Genomic DNA, 22,555 nt, shown 5'->3' with positions numbered 1-22,555 from the left:
TCACCCTTTCCTGATGGCCGGTTCTGAGCCGGTTCTGGAGGCAGTCGGCCAGAATTTCAAGGCCGCTGCTGTACTGATCATAGACACCACAGCCAGGACTGCTGCGGCCGCGGGCTGGCCAGCGGACGCGCCGATCCAGCCAGCTACAGGGTAAGTGATGATGAAGCACGCGTGGGAGAGGGAGAACTGGGCAGTGAAGATGTAGGTCCGGGTGCTTTCCGATGCGGAGCGGCGCAGCAGCCGGGCCGAAGGGGTGCTGATCATCGAGGTCCCGGCCCCCAGAGCAACCCAGAGCCCCAGCAGCATGAGCCACGGCCCGGCTGTCGCCAGCAGGACAAACGTGCCGGCGAGGCCAATGCCAATCAGCGCAGCTCCGGACATCATCAACGAACGGTCGGCTATTCGGTCCAGTGCCCTGGGTGCGCTGAGCGCGACAGCCATCGAGCCGGCGCCGTAACAGGCCAGGGCGATGGCGACGTCGGCGTTGGAACCTGCGAACAGGTCCCGGGCATATACCACCGTGTTGACCAGCACCAGGGCTGTAGCGGCCGCAACGGCCAGATTCAAAGCGAGGAGGCCGCGCAGTTCCGGCGTCTTCGCAAAGATCCGTGCACCGAGCGTGGTCCGCCGACAGAGTGATCCTTCCTGACGGGCTGCCGGTGTTGCAGGCAGTCTGGTGGTCACCACCAAGGCCGCGGAGAACATAAAGCCTGCCACGGTGCCGAGGAAAAGTTCGTGGAAGGAAAGTACAGACAGCAGTCCTGCGGCCAGGGCCGGGCTGACCAGGGATTCCAGGTCATACGCGAGACGGGAGAGTGACAAGGCCCGCGTGTACTGCCGTTCATCGGAAAGCACCACCGGGATCAGGGACTGGAAGGCCGGCGTGAACGTAGCCGAAGCACTCTGAAGGACAAAGACCAGCACGTAGATTTGCCAGGCCTGATCCACCGCGGGCAGCATCAGGGCGATTCCTCCACGGATCAGGTCCGCGGCAACCAGGACCGGCTTTTTTGGCAGCTTTTCCACCAGTGCCGCCATGACGGGCGCGACGAAGACGTAGGCCAGCATCTTGATCGTCAGGGCCGTCCCAAGCACGGCCCCGGCCTGCCCTCCTGCGAGGTCGAACGCCAGCAGTCCGAGGGCCACGGTCAGCAAGCCGGTCCCCAGCAGCGCCACAATCTGGGCTGAGAAGAGCTTCCGGTAGGCGCGGACGGCCAGAACTTCGATCACGACAACCCCTCAATTGAAACAATACGTGCGTACCTTTGCACCTATTGTAGACACAACGCCGGGAGGTGACGTCCAGGCCAACCTCGAACGGGGGCACAGGAAACTCTTGGTCACCAGCTCTATTTCCCGAATCTAGACTAAGACTTGCTTACTGTGCCCCTGTTTTTAGATAAAGATGTCTTTCTGTTCACTAGTGTTACGCGGGTCACAGAGAAGGAAGGACGCCGTAGCAATGACTGCAACAAAAGCACAAAACGTATCCCGCTCCTCAACAGGGGCCCTGCTTGCCTCAAACTCGTCCTGGACCGAGCTGAAACGGGCCGCCGGAGAACTGCAGCAGATCCAGGTGAGGGACGGCTCGATACCTGATCCGGAGGACCATGACCGCGCCCTGTACGAGGTCGCCACGATCACGGCTTCACTCAGGGATTTGGCCCCTTCGTTCCCGCACGATGCGGAGTATCTGGCCCGGCTCGAAGTTGACTTCGAGCGGTGGGCCGCCTCCTCGTTCGGGGTCCCGGACTTCCTGGATTCTCTGCTCGCATTCCAGCCACAGCAGCACCGAATCGACGGTCTGCCGCATCTGGTGGTTTTCCCTATGTATACGCAGAACGGCAGCCCGAACCGCTTCGTGGAGGCCGTGCTGTTCGAAGTAGTGTGGCCGGAGTTCATCGCTGAACTCGAAGGTGCAGAGTATTCGAACCAGCTGTTCGTACCCATCCGCTTCATCGACTTCACACCCGGCTATGACACGAATTCGGCGGTGTTGTTTCCTGAGAGCGTAGCCGTCCGTGAAACGCCGCAGTTCACCTGGGGTGGTATTTTCGCGGATCGCGAGGCTGAGCGGTTCCGGAGGGTGGTGGCCGCAGCCAGCGACATCACGTCCCTCACTCTCCCCGACGGAGCGCGGCGGCTGCTTGGAGACCCTCAGCTGGCCATGGAAACCTTCGTGATGTGGGATCTGATCCATGACAGAACGCACATGCGCGGGGATCTGCCGTTTGATCCGTTCATGATCAAGCAGAGGATGCCGTACTTTCTCTACACCCTGGAAGAGCTGCGGTGCGATCTGACGGCATTCCGCGAATCCGTCCGTATCGAGAGGGATGAGAACGCGCCGCCGGAGGCGCGAAACCACGCGAAACTCGTCCAGTATGCCGTCATCTTCGACCGGATTTTCCGGTTCGCGATGACAGGAAACCGGGTCCGTAATTACGACGGCCTTGGCGGCCAGCTCCTTTTCGCCTGGATGCACCAGCACAAGGTGCTTCATTGGACGGACTCGAAACTGTCTATCGACTGGTCGGAAGCGCCCGAAGTAGTTATCGAACTTGGGAAGCGGATCGAGGAGCTGTACTGGCGTTCAATTGACCGCCCGAAAACCGCTCACTGGCTTGCGGCTTATGAATTCATCAGCGCCACAGTCACCCCGAACCCCGCATCCCTCTGGGCCAAGGGGCCCGAGGCGCTGGCCCTTGACGGCCCTCCTCGGGGCCTGACCGACCAGGTGCTCGATGACGAGTTCCCACTTTCAATGTTCTACGAAGCACTGGAGAAAAAGATGAGAAACGTCATCGAATCGACGGCCGGAATCACCGGCCAGCCCAACGGCGGCAACAGCCGCAGGGACGCGGCATGATGGCTCCCGACGGACCCAGGACCGTTATGGTGGCCGGCTCCACCAGCGAGGCCGGGACCGCCGTCGTGTCGGCCCTCAGCGGCGCCGGATTCCGCGTCGCCGCCGTGGACCTGGACACTGAACGAGTGCAGAACCTCGCACAGTCCTGGCCCAACGTCACCGGCTACACCTGCAACCTGGCAGAACCCGCGGCCGTCCGGGAACTGGCATCCACGGTCCGCCGGGACCTTGGACCCCTCGATGGCCTGATCCACCTGGTGGGCGGCTGGCGCGGCGGCGACGGCATACCGGGGCAGGAGGACTCCGACTGGGACTTTCTGCACACCAGCGTCCTGACGACACTGCGAAACACCAGCCGCGCCTTCTACGACGACCTCGAAAAGTCCCCGGCGGGACGACTGGCCATCGTGTCTGCCCAGGCAGCTGCCAATCCCTCAGCAAGTGGTGCCGCCTACGCAGCGATCAAGGCCGCTTCCGAGGCCTGGACGCTGGCGGTGGCCGACGGCTTCCGCAGCTCACAATCCGGCAGCACGAACGACCGGCAGCCGCAGCGGTCAGCTGCCGTCGTGTTCGTGGTCAAGGCCCTCGTCGACGACAAGATGAAGGCTTCCCAGCCCGACCGCAAATTCCCGGGATTCACCCATGTGAAGGATCTCGGAGCCGCTTCGGCCGCCCTGTTCAGCAGGTCCGCTGCCGAAGTCAACGGTTCCCGCCTACCCCTGGTCTGATCTTTCACCTATCCCGACCGGGAAGCAGGCAGGGAGATCGACCAAGCGCCAGTACAGGCGCGCCCGCACGCCGACCTGCGTGCAGGCAGTCAGAAAACAATCCCATTCATGGGCCACACCAACCAAGAGGTAAACAATGTCGTTTTCTCCGTCCAAGAGGACAAAGGCACTGGCGAGTCTCGCCATCGGCCTTCTTTCTCTGACCGGTTGCACCAATGCATCACAGACCTCGGGGGGAGCTGCCCCGGGTTCCACTGGCTTTGATCCCGCCTCTGTGGCCAGGGACGATGCCCTCGCCGCGAGCGTCCCTGAGGCCATCAGGAGCAAGGGCACCCTCACGGTGGGTGCCGACACAACGTACGCACCTGCCGAATCCCTGGGCGGCGCCGATGGCCAGACGCCGGTGGGCTACAACGTGGATTTCGCCAAGGCCATCGGTGCGACCCTCGGCCTGAAGGTCAGGGTCCAGACGTCGGAATTCACGGGAATCCTGCCCGCTCTCGGTGCCAAGTACGATCTGGGAATCTCCTCCTTCACAATCAACGCGGAGCGTCTGAAGGCCGTCAACATGGTCAGCTACTTCAATGCCGGCACGTTGTGGGCCGTCCAGAAGGGCAACCCGAAGAATTTCAGCGTCGATGACATCTGCGGCAAAACCGTGGGGGTGCAGACCGGCACCACCCAAGAGGACCCCGACGTCTCCGGCCGGTCCAAGGCATGCACGGATGCCGGAAAACCGGGCGTCAATGTCGTCACTTTGAAAACGCAGACAGATGTGACCACCCGTCTGGTGAACGGCAGCATCGACGCCATGGCCGCCGATTCCCCCATCATCGGCTATGCCCTCTCGCAGACCGGCGGCAAGCTGGAGGCCCTGGGCGATGTTTATGCTGCGGCGCCGCAAGGTATCGCGGTCGCCAAGAGCGACGCCGCCCTGTCCGAGCTCATGAAAAACGTCATGAACAAACTCATCAGCGACGGGACCTACGGGAAAATCCTGGACACCTGGAGCAACACCAAGGGCGCGGTCACGAAGTCTGAAGTGAACCCGGCGGTAGGCAATTGAGCACGCTCGCACCCACCGATACCAGCGACCGCAGGACCGGTGCCGCGCACCGGAAACCGGAACTGATCGACGCCGTTCCGGTCCGCCATCCCGGCCGCTGGGCTGGCGCCCTCCTCATCCTGCTGTTCGCCGCGCTGCTGGGCCAGAGCTTGGTCACCAATACCAATTTCCGCTGGGACATCGTCGGCACCTATTTCATGGACGTGCTCGTCATCCAGGGCATCGGCTGGACGTTGCTGCTGACCGTCCTCTCGATGGCGATCGCCATCATGCTGGCCATTCTCCTGGCCTTCATGCGCCAGTCGGACAATCCTCTGTTCCGCGGCGTGAGCTGGACCTGGGTCTGGTTCTTCCGCGGCACACCGGTCTACACCCAGCTGGTGTTCTGGGGCCTCATTTCCGTTCTTTATCCCAAGATCGCCCTGGGGATTCCATTCGGACCGGAACTGTTCAGCTTCAGCACCCAGGACGTGATCACCGCCTTCATGGCAGCAATCCTGGGACTGGGGCTGAACGAGTCAGCCTATCTGGCCGAAATTTTCCGCGCCGGCCTGAAGTCCGTCGACTCCGGCCAGATGGAAGCCGCCGAGGCCCTGGGGATGCGCAAGTCCAAAATCATGTGGCGGATCATTCTGCCCCAGGCCATGCGCGTCATCGTGCCACCCACCGGCAATGAGACCATCGGGATGCTCAAGACCACCTCGCTGGTGCTCGCGGTGCCGTTCACCCTGGACCTGACATTCGCAACCAACGGCATCGCCAACCGCAGCTATCTGCCGATTCCGTTGCTGATCGTGGCCGCCCTCTGGTACCTCGTGATCACCAGCATCCTGATGGTGGGCCAGTACTACGTTGAGCGCCACTTCGGAAAGGGCGTGGACAACATCGTCCCTGCCCCGGTCAAGCCGACCCCTGCGGCCGCCGCAGCCAAAGCACCCAAAATAGAGGATGAGCTACCGTGACCATCACCAACGACCTCATGACGAAGGAGACCCTCGTCCGGATTGACGGGGTCCACAAGTACTTCGGAGAGCACCATGTGCTCCGCGGGATCGACATGACGGTCCGGCAGGGTGAGGTCTCCGTGCTGATCGGGCCGTCCGGGTCGGGGAAGTCCACGTTGCTGCGCTGCATCAACATGCTGGAAACCATCAGCGCCGGCCGGATCCACGTCCGCGAAGAACTGATCGGCTACCGCGAGACCCGCGGCCGCCTGCATGACCTGACCATCAAAGAGATCGCCGCCCAGCGCAGGGAGATCGGCATGGTCTTCCAGCGCTTCAACCTCTTCCCGCACCGGACGGCGCTGCAGAACATCATCGAGGCGCCCACCCAGGTCAAGCGGCAATCCAAGGTGAAGGCCAGATCACGCGCGATGGAGCTACTGGACCGTGTCGGTCTCGGCAACCACGCCAACCACTATCCCGCGCAGCTCTCGGGCGGCCAGCAGCAGCGCGTGGCCATTGCCCGTGCACTGGCCATGGAACCGGAACTGATGCTCTTCGACGAGCCGACCTCGGCCCTGGACCCGGAACTCGTGGGCGAAGTGCTCAGCGTGATGAAGGACCTGGCCAAGTCCGGCATGACCATGATCGTGGTGACCCACGAGATCGGCTTCGCGCGCGAGGTCGGAGACACCCTGACGTTCATGGACGGCGGCGTCGTCGTCGAAAGCGGCAACCCGCGCGACATCATCGCCAACCCGCAGCAGGCCCGCACCCAGGAGTTCCTCTCCAAAGTTCTCTGACGGCTCAGCCCAGGCGGTCCGGGCGTGATGTGCGAAGCGGATCATGCCCGGACCGGCATTGGTGTCTACGGCCGGGTCACTCGAGCCACGCCTCGGCGACGCGTCGCGCGAATCGGAGTAGCCGCAGGTCAAAGACTCCGGCGCGGTGGCGCGCTGGCTATGATCGAGGTACTAGGTTCTGAGCTGAGGGGGAACACTGGCCGATGAGTGCCGTTACTGTCGCGCGCAACGTCCGCGTCGCTATCTGGACTGTCATGGCGGTCCTTGTGGCTGGGGGTGTGATCTGGTTCGCCGTGTTTACCGCAAACAAACCTGCCACGCCCGCGCCGCCGGCGTCCGCTGATTCCCAGGTGGCGAGGGAAGACAGTCACCGGCTCACCAGCCCGCCGGCCGAAAAAGCCCAGCTGGTCGAGTTTCTGGACTTCGAATGCGAGGCCTGCCGCGCCGCCGAGCCCTTGGTGGCGGAGCTGAAGGAGGAGTACGGGGACAGGATCACGTTCACCCACCGCTACTTCCCCCTGCCCGGACACCTGAACTCCGGCACCGCAGCGCTCGCTGTCGAAGCCGCCGCGCGCCAGGGGCACTACGAAGCCATGGTGACGAAGCTGTTCGCGACCCAGCCGGAGTGGGGCGGAAAGCAGGACTCCCAGGCCGCCCTCTTCCGGACGTACGCCGAAGGGCTCGGCCTCGACATGGCCCGGTTCGATCAGGACGTTACGGCCGAGGACGCCAAGGAACGGATCCGCCGGGACATTGCGGACGGCAAAACCCTCGGCGTCACCGGCACCCCGACGTTCTTCCTCAACGGCGAAAAACTCACGCTGAACACCGAAGCCCAGTTCCGGCAGCTGCTCGACGACGCCGTCAAGTAGCGCCGTCACGTAGCGGCCCCGAGGTGGCGCCGGGCCTACGCCCGCAGCTCCCGGTCAATCCGTTCCATGCGGGCCCGCACCAACTGGAAACGCGCGTTCCCAGGTCCGGTCAATCGTGCCGAAGATTTTGGGAGTTGCAAGCCAGCCAATACCGGCCGCCAGGCGACCGGTGATTCTCCGGGCCGTGACACCGGACTTCAGCCCGCCTCGACGGTAGTCAGACGTGGTTTTCCTGGTTAGCTCGCGGCCGGCAGTGCGTCCGGGATCCGGGGTTTCGTGTTTCCTGCGAAGGTGAACTGCGCGTCCTCGCCCTCGCCATCCACGTCCACCACAACGATGTCGCCCGGGTGGAGCTCTCCGAAGAGGATCTTTTCGGAGAGCTGGTCCTCGATCTCGCGCTGGATGGTGCGGCGTAGCGGCCGGGCACCCATGGCCGGGTCATACCCGCGGGTTGCCAGGAGCACCTTGGCTGCGGTGGTGAGCTCGATACCCATGTCCTTGTCTGCCAGGCGCTGCTCCAGGCGGCCGATCATCAGGTTCACGATCTGGATGATCTCCTCCTGGGTCAGCTGGGGGAACACGATGACGTCGTCAACACGGTTCAGGAACTCGGGGCGGAAGTGCTGCTTGAGCTCCTCCGTGACCCGGGCGCGCATCCGGTTGTAGCCGGTCTGCGTGTCCGTGCCCGACTGGAAGCCGGTGGTGACGCTCTTGGAGATGTCCCGCGTGCCCAGGTTGGTGGTCATGATGATCACCGTGTTCTTGAAGTCCACCACCCGGCCATGGCTATCGGTCAGGCGGCCGTCTTCCAGGATCTGCAGGAGTGAGTTGAACAGGTCCGTGTGCGCCTTCTCCACCTCGTCGAAGAGGACCACGGAGAACGGACGACGCCGGACCTTCTCGGTCAGCTGGCCGCCTTCGTCGTAACCGACGTAGCCCGGAGGGGCACCGAATAGCCGCGACACTGTGTGCTTCTCCGAGTACTCGGACATGTCCAGGGTGATCAGTGCGTCGTCCTCGCCGAACAGGAATTCGGCCAGAGCCTTGGCGAGTTCGGTCTTGCCGACGCCCGTGGGGCCGGCGAAGATGAACGAACCGCCGGGACGCTTCGGGTCCTTCAGGCCTGCACGGGTACGGCGGATGGCCCGCGAAACCGACCTAATCGCCTCATCCTGGCCCACCACGCGCTGGTGCAGCTCGTCTTCCATCCTAAGCAGACGGCTGGACTCCTCCTCGGTCAGCTTGAACACCGGAATACCGGTGGCATTCGCCAGCACCTCCGCGATCAGATCCTCATCCACCTCGGAGATATCGTCCATGCCGCCGGTCTTCCAGTGGCGTTCCTTCTCTCGACGCTGCGCGACGAGCTTCTGCTCCTGGTCGCGCAGCGAAGCGGCACCCGCGTAGTCCTCCGCATCCAACGCGGACTCCTTCTCCATCTTCAGCTTGGCGATCCGCTCATCCATGGCCTTCAGCTCCGGGGGAGCGCTCATCCGGCGGATGCGCAGCCGGGCACCGGCCTCATCGATCAGGTCGATCGCCTTGTCCGGCAGGAAGCGGTCCGAGATGTAACGTTCCGAAAGGTTCGCCGCGGCGACCAGCGCGCCGTCGGTGATGGTGACCCGGTGGTGCGCCTCGTACCGGTCACGCAGGCCCTTGAGGATCTCGATCGCGTCGGCCACGGAGGGTTCCTGAACCTGGATCGGCTGGAAGCGGCGCTCAAGCGCGGCATCCTTCTCGATGTGCTTGCGGTAGTCATCCAGCGTCGTGGCACCAATGGTCTGCAGCTCGCCCCGGGCCAGCAACGGCTTCAGGATCGAAGCCGCATCGATCGCACCCTCGGCCGCACCGGCACCGACAAGGGTGTGGATCTCATCAATGAACAAAAGAATATCCCCGCGGGTGCGGATCTCCTTCAGGACCTTCTTCAGCCGCTCCTCGAAGTCACCGCGATACCGGGAACCGGCCACCACGGAGCCCAGGTCCAGGGTGTACAGCTGCTTGTCCTTGAGGGTTTCCGGCACGTCGCCGCGGACGATGGCCTGGGCGAGGCCTTCGACGACGGCGGTCTTGCCGACGCCGGGCTCACCGATCAGGACAGGGTTGTTCTTGGTACGCCGCGACAGGACCTGCATAACGCGTTCCATCTCGGATTCGCGCCCGATCACGGGATCCAGCTTGTTCTCCCGCGCAGCCTGCGTCAGGTTGCGGCCGAACTGGTCCAGCACCACGGAACCGGCAGGAGTACCTTCCGGCTGGCCCGGGCCTAGGTCTGCGCCGGTGGTCTCCTTGCCCTGGTAACCCGAGAGGAGCTGGATGACCTGCTGGCGGACCCTGTCCGGGTCCGCGCCGAGCTTGACGAGCACCTGCGCGGCAACACCCTCACCCTCGCGGACGAGACCGAGCAGGATGTGCTCGGTGCCGATATAGTTGTGGCCCAACTGCAGGGCCTCGCGCAGGGCCAGCTCCAGCACCTTCTTGGCGCGCGGGGTGAAGGGGATGTGGCCGGATGGGGACTGCTGGCCCGGGCCGAGGATCTCCTGCACCTGCTCGCGCACGCCGTCGAGCGAAATGCCCAAGGACTCAAGAGCTTTGGCGGCAACGCCCTCACCTTCATGGATCAGACCCAAGAGGATGTGTTCGGTACCAATGTAATTGTGGTTCAGCGTGCGTGCCTCTTCCTGGGCAAGCACAACTACGCGACGGGCACGGTCCGTAAATCGCTCAAACATTTCGCCACACTCCTGGCTGCCGCCTACTTTGATGCTACGTCGCCGCAAGCCCTCATGGGGTGTTCGTCGAGACGCAAGATAAAGAGAGCCGGGTTCCCGTGACTTTCCCATGTAAGCGGCAGGGTTTTCGCACCGCTATCCGCCACGTCACCGCGTGTCACCGTGTGGGCGCAGAGGCACCCGCAGTCGCCGAGCGGAAAATCGATGCGCATTACGATGCGCATTATCTGCAAACCTGCGGGACCGACTCCGTCTACGGCGCCAGGTGCCAACGCTGGGGCGGAATGGGCGGGCATCAACCAATGGTGAGCGTCCTCGGCGGAACCGCCGTCCACGTGGCACTGGCCTCCACCTCCCCGCGTGGCTTTGACCGGCCCCGACTACATACGGCGGCGGCCGGGCGCGGAGAAAATCACCGAATAGTGACGCCGGAGCCAGCGGACATCTTGCACGCGGCCCAAAGTCCGACTAACCTGTGAGACGTGTCACGGACAAAGTGGCACATGCTTTTGATCTGCGGCGGGAGAGTCCTGCCGGTACGTTCAGCAGGCGCCGTAGGAGCAAATCCTCTCCGGGAATCTCTCAGGCCCACGTACCGCCGCGGTTAGGCAACTCTGGAAAGTAGTCCGGCAACGGGCTCACCGACGGTGCAAGCGTCACCCTGCGGCAAGCAGGTGGGTGCGGAAACTCTCAGGTCCAATACAGAGCGGGGAGGAACCCGAATCAATGTGGCGTACCCAGCGCGCCACCTGAATTATGGAGTTCCTTCATGACCATCCAGTCGTCCCCCTCCACCTTTGCCGATCGGCATATTGGTGCGCGCCGCCAGGCCGATATCGACGCCATGCTCAAGGCCGTTGGCTATGACAGCGTTGACGGCCTCGTGGACGTTGCCGTCCCCGACTCCATCCGCCAGGCCAAGCCGCTGGCCCTCAAGGACGCCCTCAGTGAGGTTGAGGTCCTTGCCGAGCTGCGTAAGCTCGCCTCCAAGAACAAGACCGCTGTGCAGATGATCGGCCAGGGCTACTACGACACCGTGACCCCGGCTGTGATCCGCCGGAACATCCTGGAAGCCCCGGCCTGGTACACCGCCTACACCCCGTACCAGCCCGAGATTTCCCAGGGCCGGCTCGAGGCGCTCCTGAACTTCCAGACCATGGTCCAGGACCTCGTCGGACTTCCGATCGCGAACGCGTCGCTGCTGGATGAAGCCACCGCGGTGGCCGAGGCCGTGCTGATGATGCGCCGCGCGAACAAGAACAAGGCAGCCCATGACGGCAAGACCGTTCTGGATGCTGACTGTCTGCCGCAGACCATCGCGATCGTGAAGGGCCGCGCCGAGGCCCTCGGGTTCGAGGTGGAGGTCGCTGACCTTTCCCAGGGCCTGCCCGACGGCGTTATCAACGGTGTTGTCCTGCAGCAGCCGGGCGTGTCGGGCCGGGTCTTCAACCACACCGACGTGATCGCCGCCGCCAAGGAGCGCGGCGCCCTCGTCACGGTCGCCGCCGACCTGCTGGCGCTGACGCTGATCACCCCTCCGGGGGAGCAGGGTGCGGACATCGCCGTCGGCTCGACCCAGCGTTTTGGTGTGCCGTTGTTCTTCGGCGGCCCGCACGCGGCGTACATGGCGGTGGCGAAGGGCCTGGAGCGGTCCATGCCGGGCCGCCTGGTCGGGGTGTCCAAGGACGACGCCGGTGTCCCCGCGTACCGTCTGGCGCTGCAGACCCGTGAGCAGCACATCCGCCGCGAGAAGGCCACGTCCAACATCTGCACCGCGCAGGCACTGCTGGCCATCGTCTCCTCGTTCTACGCCGTTTACCACGGCCCGGACGGCCTCAAAGCAATCGCCGAGCGCGTCCACCACAACGCCCGCACCCTGGCCACCACGCTGAAGGTCGCCGGCCGCGAACTGGTCACCGAGACCTTCTTCGACACCGTCACCGTCCGCGTCCCGGGCAAGGCCGCCAAGGTCATCGCCGCCGCCGAAGCACGCGGCATCAACCTGCGCCACATCGACGAGGACACCATCGGCGTCTCAGCCGATGAAACCACGACGACGGATGTCCTCTCCGCCATCGCCGTCGCCTTCGGCGCCGGTCCGGTTGTGGACGCGAAGGGCTTTGAACTGCCCGACTCGGTGCTCCGCACCTCCGAGTACCTGCAGCACCCCGTGTTCAACACGCACCGTTCCGAAACCCAGCTGCTGCGCTACATCCGCCGGCTGAGTGACCGCGACCTCGCCTTGGACCGCACCATGATCCCGCTGGGTTCGTGCACGATGAAGCTGAACGCCACGGCCGAGATGGAAGCCATTTCCTGGCCGGAGTTCGCCTCGATCCACCCGTTCGCCCCGGATTCCCAGACCGTGGGCTGGCGCGAACTCATCACCGATCTCGAAGACCAGCTGACCGAGATCACGGGCTACGACCAGGTCTCGCTCCAGCCGAACGCCGGGTCCCAGGGCGAGCTCGCCGGCCTGCTGGCGATCCGCGGTTACCACCTGTCCCGTGGGGATGCCCAGCGCACCGTCTGCCTGATCCCGGCCTCGGCGCACGGCACCAACGCCGCCTCCGCCGTCCTGGCGGGCATGAAGGTCGTTGTGGTCGCCACCGCGGCGGACGGCAGCATCGACCACGCGGACCTGAACGCCAAGATCGAGGCCAACAAGGACGTCCTCTCGGCCATCATGATCACCTACCCCTCAACCCACGGGGTCTACGACGCCGACGTGACCGAAATCTGCGACGCCGTGCACGCGGCCGGCGGCCAGGTCTACGTGGATGGCGCCAACCTCAACGCCCTTGTGGGCCTCGCGCAGCCGGGTAAGTTCGGCGGCGATGTCTCGCACCTGAACCTGCACAAGACGTTCTGCATCCCGCACGGCGGCGGCGGACCCGGCGTTGGCCCGGTCGCAGCCAAGGCCCACCTGGCACCGTTTATGCCCGGTGACGCCAACAAGGCAGCCCACGAAGCGGGCCACGGCGTGGCCATCAGCGCATCCAACTACGGCTCCGCCGGCGTCCTGCCCATCTCGTGGGCCTACGTGAAGCTCATGGGTGCCGAGGGCCTGACCGAGGCCACGAAGTCGGCGCTTCTGGCGGCGAACTACGTGGCGGCCCGCCTGAACGAGTACTTCCCGGTCCTCTACACCGGTGAAGGCGGACTCGTGGCGCACGAGTGCATCCTGGACCTCCGTGACCTGACGGCGAAGACCGGCGTCACCGCGGAAGATGTGGCCAAGCGCCTCATCGACTACGGTTTCCACGCCCCCACCCTCGCGTTCCCGGTTGCGGGCACGCTGATGGTGGAGCCCACCGAGTCCGAGGACCTGGTGGAGATCGACCGGTTCATCGACGCCATGATCACCATCCGGAAGGAAATCGACCAGGTGGCCAACGGCGACTTCAGCGTGGAGAACAGCCCGCTGCGCCACGCACCCCACACCGCGTCCGCCGTCGTATCCTCCGACTGGACCCGTCAGTACCCGCGTGAGCAGGCCGCCTTCCCGGTCCACCACCTCAAGCAGGACAAGTACTTCCCGCCCGTAGGCCGCATCGACGGCGCAGGCGGAGATCGCAACCTGATCTGCTCCTGCCCGCCCATCGAAGAATTCGCGAACTGATCTCGACAGGCTCGATCTCCTTTAGGTATGAAAGGCTTTCACAATGACTGAGAACTACACCGCTCTCTACGAAGAGCACAAGAAACTCAGCGCTTCCTTCACCGACTTCGGTGGCTGGCAGATGCCGCTCAAGTACAGCTCCGAGCTGGCCGAACACCACGCGGTGCGCAACGCTGCCGGACTGTTCGACCTCTCCCACATGGGCGAAGTCTGGGTCTCCGGCCTGGAAGCCGGCGCGTTCCTTGACTACGCGCTGGTGGGCAAGCTCTCGGCCATCGCGGACGGGAAGGCCAAGTACTCGCTCATCTGCAACGCCGACGGCGGCATCATCGATGACCTCATCGTGTACCGCTTCGGCGACGAGAAGTACCTTGTGGTCCCCAACGCGGGCAACGCCCCCACCGTCGCCGTCGCCCTGGCCGAACGCGCCGTGGCCTTCAACGTGAAGGTGGAGGACGCCTCCGCCATCACCTCGCTGATCGCGGTCCAGGGTCCCAAGGCCGAGGCCATCCTGCTCAAGCTGACCCCAGAGGCCCAGCACGCGCTGGTCACGGACCTGAAGTACTACGCGTTCAACGAGCTGACCGTGGCCGGCCACGACGTCATCCTGGCGCGCACCGGCTACACCGGCGAGGACGGCTTCGAGCTCTTCGTAGCGAACGACGGCGCCGCCTCCCTGTGGGCGTCCGTCGCCGAAGCAGGGGCTGAGTTCGGCATCGTTCCGTGCGGCCTCGCCTCACGCGATTCGCTCCGCCTTGAAGCCGGCATGCCGCTCTACGGCAACGAGCTTTCCCTCGAACGGTCACCGTTCGACGCCGGCCTGGGTGGCGTTGTGGCGCTCAAGAGCAAGGAAGGCGACTTCGTGGGCCGCTCCGCCCTCGAAGCTGCCAAGGAAGCCGGATCAAAGCGTAAGCTTGTGGGCTTGAAGGGACTCGGACGTCGCGCCGGCCGCGGGCACTACCCGGTGCTCAAGGACGGCGCCGTGGTTGGCGAAGTCACCTCCGGCCAGCCCAGCCCCACCCTTGGCTACCCGGTCGCGATGGCCTATGTCGACGTCGAGCACGCCGAGATTGGCACCGCCCTGGACATCGACCTGCGCGGCAAGGCAGAGCCTTTCGAGGTTGTCGCCCTGCCGTTCTACAAGCGCCAAAAATAGGGTGCTACGGGTTCCGTTGCGGCTGACATCCTCTGCGTGCTGCTCCTTCGTCGCTTTGACGCACGCTGCCGGATGCCACCCACAACGGAACCTCCCCGGGGGTTGGCGTTGACCGTCCCCCTAGGTGCTTAGGAAGTGCCGCCTACCCTGGCGGTGAGCGGATTCCGGAAGCGTGCGTCAGAGGCGAGGAACGAGCCAGCACGCGGAGGAATTCGGTCACCAGCCTCCCAACCCGACCACAACTGACTTCGAAACTTAAGGAACACAAATGGCTAAGGTTGCCGCTGAACTGAAGTACTCCGCCGAGCACGAGTGGATCGCCTTTGATGGCTCTGGTCCGTCCGTTGTTGGCGTGTCCGCTGTTGCCGCTGAGGCGCTGGGCGACATCGTCTACGTGGACCTGCCCGAGGTTGGCTCCACGGTCACCGCGGGGGAGACCTGCGGCGAGATCGAGTCCACCAAGTCCGTTTCCGACCTGTACTCCCCGGTGACGGGCGAGGTCACGGAAATCAACGAAGACGCCGTCGGCGATCCCGCACTGATCAACTCCGATCCGTACGGTGCCGGCTGGCTGTTCAAGGTGACCGTCGAGTCCGAGGGCCCCCTGCTGTCCGCTCAGGAATACGCCGAAGTAAACGGTGGCGAACTGTGAGCGCCGCTGCAGCAGGCACCGCAGTTTTTGAGCAGGTAGTTTCCGCGAGCCTGGACACCGACCTGTCGGTGCTGGACCCCGAGATCGCCGTCAAGATCGACGACGAACTGCGCCGCCAGCGGAATGGCCTGGAAATGATCGCCTCCGAGAACCACACGGCCGTTGCCGTGATGCAGGCGCAGGGCTCGGTCCTGACCAACAAGTACGCCGAGGGCTACCCGGGCAAGCGCTACTACGGTGGCTGCGAGCACGTGGACGTCATCGAGCAGTTGGCCATCGACCGCGTCAAGGCCCTGTTCGGTGCCGAGTTCGCCAACGTCCAGCCGCACTCCGGCGCCCAGGCCAACGCCTCGGTCATGCACGCGCTGATCAAGCCGGGCGATACCATCATGGGCCTGAACCTGGCCCACGGCGGTCACCTGACCCACGGCATGAAGATCAACTTCTCCGGCAAGCTCTACAACGTGGTCCCGTACCAGGTCCGCGAAGACACCCACACCATTGACATGGCCGAGGTGGAGCGCCTGGCGCTGGAGACCAAGCCGCAGCTGATCGTTGCCGGCTGGTCGGCATACGCCCGCCAGCTGGACTTCGCCGAGTTCCGCCGGATCGCCGATCTGGTGGGTGCTTTCCTGATGGTGGACATGGCGCACTTCGCCGGTCTGGTGGCAGCTGGCCTGCACCCGAGCCCGGTGCCGCACGCCCACGTCACCACCTCCACCACGCACAAAACCCTCGCCGGTCCGCGCGGCGGCATCATCCTCTCCAACGACCCCGCGATCGCCAAGAAGATCAACTCGGCTGTCTTCCCCGGCCAGCAGGGCGGCCCGCTGGAGCACGTCATCGCCGGCAAGGCCGTGGCCTTCAAGATCGCAGCGACGCCGGAGTTCAAGGAACGCCAGGAGCGCGTCCTGGCCGGCGCCAGCATCCTGGCCGACCGCCTGGTCCAGCCGGACGTCACCGCCAAGGGCATCAACGTGATCTCCGGCGGCACCGACGTGCACCTGGTCCTGGTTGACCTGCGCAACTGCGAGCTGGACGGCCAGCAGGCCGAGGACCGCCTCGCCGCGATTGACATCACCGTCAACCGCAACGCCGTGCCGTTCGACCCGCGCCCGCCGATGGTCACCTCCGGCCTCCGGATCGGCACTCCCGCGCTGGCCACCCGTGGTTTCGGCGAGGCAGCCTTCCGTGAAGTTGCGGACATCATCGCCGAGGCATTGATTGCCGACGCCGACGCGGACCTTTCCGGCCTGCGTCACCGGGTCGAAGCTCTCGCCGAGGCCCACCCGCTGTACCCGTCTGTCGCCGACCTCGGGTAACGTCCGGGACCGGCGGACCGGACTTTTCACGCGTGCTGCTCGTTCCTCGCTTTGACGCACGCTTTCGAAAAGCCCGGCTCCGCCGGCCCCTCGTGCAGCACCGTGTTCGGGCGCACATCTCTGAAGAATTAGTTAGTTAGGAAACGCACATGGCCGTTGGAGTCTTTGATTTGTTCTCCGTCGGGATCGGGCCGTCGAGCTCTCACACTGTGGGGCCGATGCGCGCTGCCGCAGTGTTTGCCGAGGAGCTCAAGGGCTCCGGCAGCCTGGACAAGGTGGCCGGGCTGCGGGTGGACCTGTACGGGTCGCTGGCGGCAACCGGCCATGGCCACGGCACCATGACGGCCATCCTGCTGGGCCTGGAGGGTTTCCACCCCGAAAAGATCCTGCCGGCTGAGGTGGAGGAGCGGCTCGCCGCCATCGCCGAAACGGGCGCCCTCCAGCTCGCCGGTTCCGTGCCCCTGCCGTACGGCGTCAAGGATATGGTCCTTCGACCGCTCACTGTCCTGCCGCGGCACACCAACGGCATGACCTTCACGGTCACTGACGAGGCAGGCGAAGTCCTCCACAAGGCCACGTTCTTCTCGGTGGGCGGCGGTTTCATTGTCCGCGAAGGTGAAGAGGACGCGGCCCTGAAGGAACTCGACGAGTCCAAGAAGGAACTGCCGCTGCCGTTCCGCACCGCGGCGGAGCTCCTGGGCCGGTGCCAGTCCAAGGGCCTGTCCATCGGCGACATCATGTTCGTCAACGAACGCGCTTCCCGGTCCGAGGCGGAAATCCGCGAAGGCCTGCTGCACATCTACTCCGTGATGGAGGAGTGTGTGGCAACCAGCCTCAAGCGCGAGGGGCTGCTGCCCGGCGGACTGAAGGTCCGCCGTCGTGCGCCCGACTGGCACGAGCGGCTCGAAAAGGAGGACAAGGACCGGGACCCGAAGTACTGGCAGGAATGGGTAAACCTCATCGCCCTGGCAGTGAACGAGGAGAACGCGTCCGGCGGCCGGGTGGTCACGGCACCCACCAACGGCGCCGCGGGGATCATCCCGGCAGTCCTGTATTACGCGCTGCATTTCGCACCCGGCATGGACAAGGCCACGCAGGAAGACCGCGACGACGTTGTGGTCAAGTTCCTGCTCACGGCCGGTGCCATCGGGGTGCTGTACAAGGAACAGGCGTCCATTTCGGGCGCCGAGGTGGGCTGCCAGGGAGAGGTGGGATCGGCGTCGTCCATGGCGGCCGGCGCCCTCGCCGAGGTGCTGGGCGGCACACCCCAGCAGGTGGAGAACGCGGCGGAGATCGCGATGGAACACAACCTGGGCCTGACCTGCGATCCGATCGGCGGGCTGGTCCAGGTGCCGTGCATCGAACGCAACGCGATCGCGGCGGCGAAGGCCATCAACGCCGCGAAGATGGCGCTGTGGGGGGACGGTACGCACCGCGTTTCCCTGGACGAGGTGATCGTGACCATGCGGGAAACCGGCAGGGACATGAGCTCCAAGTACAAGGAAACAGCCATGGGCGGCCTCGCCGTCAACGTAGTGGAATGCTAAGGGAAGAGAACTGATGACACTGGCACCAGAAGGCCGGAAGCTGCTGCGCGTTGAGCAGCGCAACTCTGCAGTACCCGTGGAGCGGAAGCCGGAGTGGATCAAGGCGAAGGTCCAGATGGGTCCGGAGTATGTCCAGCTCAAGAACCTGGTCAAGAAGGAAGGCCTGCACACGGTGTGTGAGGAGGCCGGCTGCCCGAACATTTTCGAGTGCTGGGAAGACAAGGAAGCCACGTTCCTGATCGGCGGGTCCGAATGCACCCGGCGCTGTGATTTCTGCCAGATCGACACGGGCAAGCCGTCCCCGGTGGACATGTTCGAGCCCACGAAGGTGGCCCGGTCAGTCCTGGCCATGCAGCTGCGCTACGCCACGGTCACCGGGGTGGCCCGGGATGACCTGGCCGATGAGGGGGTCTGGCTGTACGCCGAGACGGTCCGGAAGATCCACGAGCTGAACCCGGGCACCGGCGTCGAACTGCTGATCCCTGACTTCTCCGGCAAGCCCGAGCACATCGCGGCGATCTGCGAATCCAAGCCGGAGGTCTTCGCGCACAACGTCGAGACCGTGCCCCGGATTTTCAAGCGCATCCGGCCCGCGTTCCGGTACGACCGGTCCCTGGATGTCATCACCCAGGGCCGCAAGCTCGGGATGGTGACCAAGTCCAACCTGATCCTGGGCATGGGCGAGACCCGCGAGGAAATCTCCGAAGCCCTGCGGGACCTGCACGAGGCAGGGTGTGACCTGATCACCATCACCCAGTACCTGCGCCCCTCCGAACGGCACCTGCCGGTGGACCGCTGGGTCAAGCCGCAGGAGTTCGTGGACCTCCAGGACGAGGCCAACGAGATCGGCTTCCTCGGCGTCATGTCCGGCCCGCTGGTCCGTTCCTCCTACCGGGCCGGCCGGCTCTGGGCCACCGCGATGCGCAAGAAGGGCTGGGAAATCCCCGCCGAACTCGCCCACATCGAGTCCTCCGGCAGCACCCGCCAGGAAGCCAGCTCACTGCTGGCAGCCCGCGCCAGCTGAGCCCGCCGGTATTCAGAACCGATATCAGGAAAGGACCGAAGATGTTCCCTACAAGAATCGAAATCATCCCCTCAACCGGGATCGTAGACCAGGTCCAGGCCCTGGTTCCGCTGACCTCCACGCTGACCATGACGTGCCTGCCGCACCACGGCATCGAACGGACCATGCGCACCTCGGTGGAGCTGAGCACCCTCGGCTACACCGTCATCCCGCACCTGGCCGCACGCAGCATCCATGACCGGGCCGAACTGACCCGGATCATGCGGGAGTGCGATAGCGCCGGCATCGGCGAGGTGTTTGTGATCGGCGGCGACCGGAAGCAGCCCGCGGGCCCGTACGATTCGGCGCTCCCGCTGCTCGAGGACATCGCCCAGTACACCGGCGGCCGGATGCGCGCGGGCGTGGCCGGCTACCCGGAAGGCCACCCGTCGGTGGCCGCCCTGGACCTGCTGGATGCCCTGCAGGACAAGCAGCACCTGGCCACGCACGTTGTCACCCAGATGTGCTTTGATGCCCCCAAAATTCTCGACTTCGCGGCGCTCCTGCGCCGTGAAGGCGTGGACCTGCCCGTCTGGGCGGGCGTGGCGGGGTCCGTCCCGCGGACGAAACTGGTGGCACTGGCCACGCAGATCGGCGTCGGAAGTTCCCTGAAGTTCCTTAGCCGCAAAGGCCCGCTGGCGCGCAAGCTGCTCAGCGGTGACCGCTACTCACCACACACCCTGGTGGCCGGGCTGCAAAGCCAGCCCGGCATCGCCGGGATCCATCTCTACAGCTTCAACAACCTCGATGCGGTCCCCAACGAAGTGGGCCCCGCGTCATCCCCAACGGCACTCCAGCCAGCATCGATTCGAGGAGCAGTACGTGAGCACTAAAACCGTCACTTCCCCACAAACGCCCCACCTTGAGCGGCAACTCAGCAACAGGCACATCCAGCTGATTGCGATTGGCGGGGCCATCGGCACCGGCCTGTTCATGGGCTCCGGCAAAACCATCTCGGCCGCCGGCCCGTCCGTCATCTTCGTCTACATGATCATCGGCTTCATGCTGTTCTTCGTCATGCGGGCCATGGGCGAACTGCTGCTGTCCAACCTGAACTACAAGTCCTTCAGCGACTTCGCCGCCGACCTGCTGGGCCCCTGGGCCGGCTTCTTCACCGGCTGGACCTACTGGTTCTGCTGGGTGATCACCGGCATCGCGGACGTCATCGCCATAGCCGCCTACTCGGAGGAACTCTGGCCGGGGGTGCCACTGTGGATCCCGGGCATCGCCACCGTGATCATCCTCCTGGTCCTGAACCTCGCAACGGTGCGGGCGTTCGGTGAGACCGAGTTCTGGTTCGCGCTGATCAAGATCATCGCCATTGCGGCGCTGATCATTGTTGGCCTGTTTATGATCTTCAGCGGTTTCCAGTCCGACGCCGGCCCGGCCACCTTCACGAACCTGTGGAGCCACGGCGGGTTGTTCCCGAACGAATTCATGGGCTTTGTGGCCGGCTTCCAGATCGCCGTCTTCGCCTTTGTGGGTATTGAACTTGTAGGCACCACCGCCGCCGAGGCCAAGGACCCGGAGAAGAACCTGCCCAAGGCCATCAACTCCATCCCCATCCGCGTGCTGCTCTTCTACGTAGGCGCCCTCATCATCCTGATGTCCGTCACGCCGTGGACCCAGTTCCAGGCCGGCCACAGCCCGTTCATCGCCATGTTCTCCCTGGCCGGCCTCGGCGCCGCGGCCACCATCGTGAACCTGGTGGTGCTCAGTTCGGCCATGTCCTCTGCCAACTCCGGCATCTACTCCACCTCCCGCATGGTGTACGGCCTGGCCCAGGAGGGCGACGCCCCCACCGTCTTCAGCCGCCTGTCCGCCCGCAAGGTCCCGCAGAACGCCCTGTTCCTCTCCTGCATCCTGCTGCTCTCCGGCATCGTCCTGATGTACGCCGGCAAGGACATCGGCAAGGCCTTCGACATGGTCACCACCGTGGCCGCCGTCTGCTTCGTCTTTGTCTGGTCCATCATCCTGGCCAGCTACCTGAAGTTCCGTTCACGCCGTCCGCACCTGCACGCGGCGTCCAAGTTCAAGATGCCCGGCGGCATCCCCATGGTCTGGGTGGTCTTCGCGTTCTTCGCCTTCGTCCTGTGGGCACTGACCACGCAGCCGGATACCCTCCTGGCGCTGCTGATTACGCCCATCTGGTTCGTCATCCTGGGCGTCGCCTGGGTCATCCTGCGGAAGCGTCCGGCTCACCTGGCCCGCTACGCGGAGTTCCAGAAGGACCTCGCCGGCGAGAAGGAAGTGGCCGAGGAGAAGGCCCTGGCCGACGCGGAGCTGGCCGACGCGAAGGCATCGCGGGAGAACTAAGTGGCAACCGAACATGTTCTGACCGTCAACTGCGCCGAGTCGCCGGGGATCGTCCACGCGATCACCGGGTACCTGCTGGATCACGACTGCGACATCATCGACACCAAGCACTTCGGTGACCGCCAGGCCCAGCAGTTTTTTATGCGGGTGCATTTCGAATCCGGCAAGCAGCCGCTGACCACGGAGGACCTGCGCCGGGACTTCGAGCCGCTGGCCGCTGAGTGGGCCATGAACTGGCAGCTGGAGCCGCACGGCCGCAAGCGCCGGGTCCTGGTGATGGTGTCCAAGTTCGGGCACTGCCTCAACGACCTGCTGTTCCGGGCCCGCACGGGCGATCTGCCGGTGGAAATCGTGGCCGTGGTCTCCAACCACACGGACCACGAGGAACTGGTGAAGTGGCACGGCATCCCGTTCTTCCACCTCCCGGTTACTCAGGAGACCAAGCCGGCGCAGGAAGCGCGCCTGCTGGAGCTCGTGGATGAGTTCGAGGTGGAACTGGTGGTCCTGGCCCGCTACATGCAGGTCCTCAGCGATGAGCTGTCGGCCCAGCTGACGGGCCGGACCATCAACATCCACCACTCGTTCCTGCCGAGTTTCAAAGGCGCCAAGCCGTACCACCAGGCCTACGACCGCGGCGTCAAGACCGTGGGCGCCACGGCGCACTACGTCAACGCGGAGTTGGATGAGGGACCGATCATCGCCCAGCAGGTCATCGACGTGGACCACACGTACACGGCCGATGACCTGGTCCGCGTGGGCCGCGACGCTGAGTGCAAGGCGCTGAGCAACGCGGTCCGGTGGCACTGTGAAGGCCGGGTAATGCTCGACGGCGGGCGCACAGTGGTTCTGCGCTGACCGTTCCT

At 64.7% G+C, this 22,555-nt stretch carries 17 protein-coding genes and 1 riboswitch; of the genes, 15 read left to right on the top strand and 2 right to left on the bottom strand.

Annotated features, from left to right (window positions below; translation table 11 throughout):
* Positions 1 to 1,230 (bottom strand): MFS transporter, encoded by a 1,230-nt coding sequence (locus ACX80V_RS08765; protein ID WP_485842826.1) that lies wholly within the window; start codon positions 1,228 to 1,230, stop codon positions 1 to 3.
* Between the two features lie 232 nt (positions 1,231 to 1,462).
* Here ACX80V_RS08765 and ACX80V_RS08760 point away from each other — a divergent pair, with 232 nt between their 5' ends.
* From ACX80V_RS08760 to ACX80V_RS08735, 6 genes are all read left to right on the top strand, one after another.
* Complete coding sequence (locus tag ACX80V_RS08760; RefSeq protein WP_485842825.1) at positions 1,463 to 2,869, top strand: DUF6421 family protein; 1,407 nt, start codon at positions 1,463 to 1,465, stop codon at positions 2,867 to 2,869.
* Positions 2,866 to 3,597, top strand: coding sequence for an SDR family NAD(P)-dependent oxidoreductase (locus ACX80V_RS08755; RefSeq protein WP_485842824.1), 732 nt, complete (start codon positions 2,866 to 2,868; stop codon positions 3,595 to 3,597). Before ACX80V_RS08760 ends, ACX80V_RS08755 begins: the two co-directional genes overlap by 4 nt.
* 274 nt (positions 3,598 to 3,871) lie before the next feature.
* Positions 3,872 to 4,663, top strand: coding sequence for an ABC transporter substrate-binding protein (locus ACX80V_RS08750; protein WP_485842823.1), 792 nt, complete (start codon positions 3,872 to 3,874; stop codon positions 4,661 to 4,663).
* Entirely contained in the window at positions 4,660 to 5,625 is a 966-nt protein-coding gene (locus ACX80V_RS08745) for an amino acid ABC transporter permease (protein ID WP_485842822.1), read from the top strand. The genes ACX80V_RS08750 and ACX80V_RS08745 overlap by 4 nt, the downstream gene beginning before the upstream one ends.
* Before the next feature lie 17 nt (positions 5,626 to 5,642).
* Positions 5,643 to 6,410: an amino acid ABC transporter ATP-binding protein gene (locus tag ACX80V_RS08740; protein ID WP_058932985.1), complete on the top strand. Its 768-nt coding sequence runs from the start codon at positions 5,643 to 5,645 to the stop codon at positions 6,408 to 6,410.
* 203 nt (positions 6,411 to 6,613) lie between these two features.
* Complete coding sequence (locus ACX80V_RS08735; protein WP_485842821.1) at positions 6,614 to 7,282, top strand: DsbA family protein; 669 nt, start codon at positions 6,614 to 6,616, stop codon at positions 7,280 to 7,282.
* 236 nt (positions 7,283 to 7,518) lie between these two features.
* Here ACX80V_RS08735 and ACX80V_RS08730 read toward each other — a convergent pair whose 3' ends face one another.
* Complete coding sequence (locus ACX80V_RS08730) at positions 7,519 to 10,014, bottom strand: ATP-dependent Clp protease ATP-binding subunit (RefSeq protein WP_485842820.1); 2,496 nt, start codon at positions 10,012 to 10,014, stop codon at positions 7,519 to 7,521.
* Between the two features lie 510 nt (positions 10,015 to 10,524).
* A riboswitch (glycine riboswitch) is annotated at positions 10,525 to 10,622 on the top strand.
* A gap of 161 nt (positions 10,623 to 10,783) precedes the next feature.
* Between ACX80V_RS08730 and gcvP the strand changes: the two genes are divergently transcribed.
* The 9 genes from gcvP (at position 10,784) to purU (ending at position 22,547) form a co-directional block, all read left to right on the top strand.
* Positions 10,784 to 13,636 (top strand): aminomethyl-transferring glycine dehydrogenase, encoded by a 2,853-nt coding sequence (gene gcvP / locus ACX80V_RS08725; protein ID WP_485842819.1) that lies wholly within the window; start codon positions 10,784 to 10,786, stop codon positions 13,634 to 13,636.
* Positions 13,637 to 13,679: 43 nt separating this feature from the next.
* Positions 13,680 to 14,792 carry a glycine cleavage system aminomethyltransferase GcvT gene (gene gcvT / locus ACX80V_RS08720; RefSeq protein ID WP_485842818.1) on the top strand — a complete coding sequence of 371 codons (1,113 nt, stop codon included), beginning with the start codon at positions 13,680 to 13,682 and terminating at the stop codon, positions 14,790 to 14,792.
* A gap of 268 nt (positions 14,793 to 15,060) precedes the next feature.
* Complete coding sequence (gene gcvH / locus ACX80V_RS08715) at positions 15,061 to 15,444, top strand: glycine cleavage system protein GcvH (protein ID WP_058931449.1); 384 nt, start codon at positions 15,061 to 15,063, stop codon at positions 15,442 to 15,444.
* On the top strand, positions 15,441 to 16,766 hold the full coding sequence (glyA, locus tag ACX80V_RS08710) for a serine hydroxymethyltransferase (protein WP_485842817.1): 1,326 nt from the start codon (positions 15,441 to 15,443) through the stop codon (positions 16,764 to 16,766). The genes gcvH and glyA overlap by 4 nt, the downstream gene beginning before the upstream one ends.
* A 149-nt stretch (positions 16,767 to 16,915) precedes the next feature.
* On the top strand, positions 16,916 to 18,313 hold the full coding sequence (locus tag ACX80V_RS08705) for an L-serine ammonia-lyase (protein ID WP_485842816.1): 1,398 nt from the start codon (positions 16,916 to 16,918) through the stop codon (positions 18,311 to 18,313).
* Positions 18,314 to 18,326: 13 nt separating this feature from the next.
* A complete protein-coding gene (lipA, locus tag ACX80V_RS08700) occupies positions 18,327 to 19,337 on the top strand; it encodes a lipoyl synthase (RefSeq protein WP_485842815.1) in 1,011 nt (336 codons plus the stop codon).
* A 41-nt stretch (positions 19,338 to 19,378) separates the two neighbouring features.
* On the top strand, positions 19,379 to 20,209 hold the full coding sequence (locus ACX80V_RS08695; RefSeq protein ID WP_485842814.1) for a methylenetetrahydrofolate reductase: 831 nt from the start codon (positions 19,379 to 19,381) through the stop codon (positions 20,207 to 20,209).
* Positions 20,199 to 21,692, top strand: a complete 1,494-nt coding sequence (gene cycA, locus ACX80V_RS08690; protein ID WP_498049671.1) for a D-serine/D-alanine/glycine transporter — start codon at positions 20,199 to 20,201, stop codon at positions 21,690 to 21,692. The genes ACX80V_RS08695 and cycA overlap by 11 nt, the downstream gene beginning before the upstream one ends.
* Positions 21,693 to 22,547, top strand: coding sequence for a formyltetrahydrofolate deformylase (gene purU / locus ACX80V_RS08685; protein ID WP_485842812.1), 855 nt, complete (start codon positions 21,693 to 21,695; stop codon positions 22,545 to 22,547).
* Positions 22,548 to 22,555: the final 8 nt, after the last annotated feature.

It is taken from the genome of Pseudarthrobacter arbutini, assembly GCF_054510915.1.
Note: the sequence above shows the minus strand (reverse complement) of the source record. Positions and strands in the feature narration are given on the sequence as shown.

Coding starts and splice junctions, on each gene's coding strand:
- ACX80V_RS08760 (WP_485842825.1), top strand. CDS start 1,463: ATGACTGCAACAAAAGCACAAAACGTATCCCGCTCCTCAACAGGGGCC.
- ACX80V_RS08755 (WP_485842824.1), top strand. CDS start 2,866: ATGATGGCTCCCGACGGACCCAGGACCGTTATGGTGGCCGGCTCCACC.
- ACX80V_RS08740 (WP_058932985.1), top strand. CDS start 5,643: ATGACGAAGGAGACCCTCGTCCGGATTGACGGGGTCCACAAGTACTTC.
- ACX80V_RS08735 (WP_485842821.1), top strand. CDS start 6,614: ATGAGTGCCGTTACTGTCGCGCGCAACGTCCGCGTCGCTATCTGGACT.
- ACX80V_RS08730 (WP_485842820.1), bottom strand. CDS start 10,014: ATGTTTGAGCGATTTACGGACCGTGCCCGTCGCGTAGTTGTGCTTGCC.
- gcvP (WP_485842819.1), top strand. CDS start 10,784: ATGACCATCCAGTCGTCCCCCTCCACCTTTGCCGATCGGCATATTGGT.
- gcvT (WP_485842818.1), top strand. CDS start 13,680: ATGACTGAGAACTACACCGCTCTCTACGAAGAGCACAAGAAACTCAGC.
- gcvH (WP_058931449.1), top strand. CDS start 15,061: ATGGCTAAGGTTGCCGCTGAACTGAAGTACTCCGCCGAGCACGAGTGG.
- ACX80V_RS08705 (WP_485842816.1), top strand. CDS start 16,916: ATGGCCGTTGGAGTCTTTGATTTGTTCTCCGTCGGGATCGGGCCGTCG.
- lipA (WP_485842815.1), top strand. CDS start 18,327: ATGACACTGGCACCAGAAGGCCGGAAGCTGCTGCGCGTTGAGCAGCGC.
- ACX80V_RS08695 (WP_485842814.1), top strand. CDS start 19,379: ATGTTCCCTACAAGAATCGAAATCATCCCCTCAACCGGGATCGTAGAC.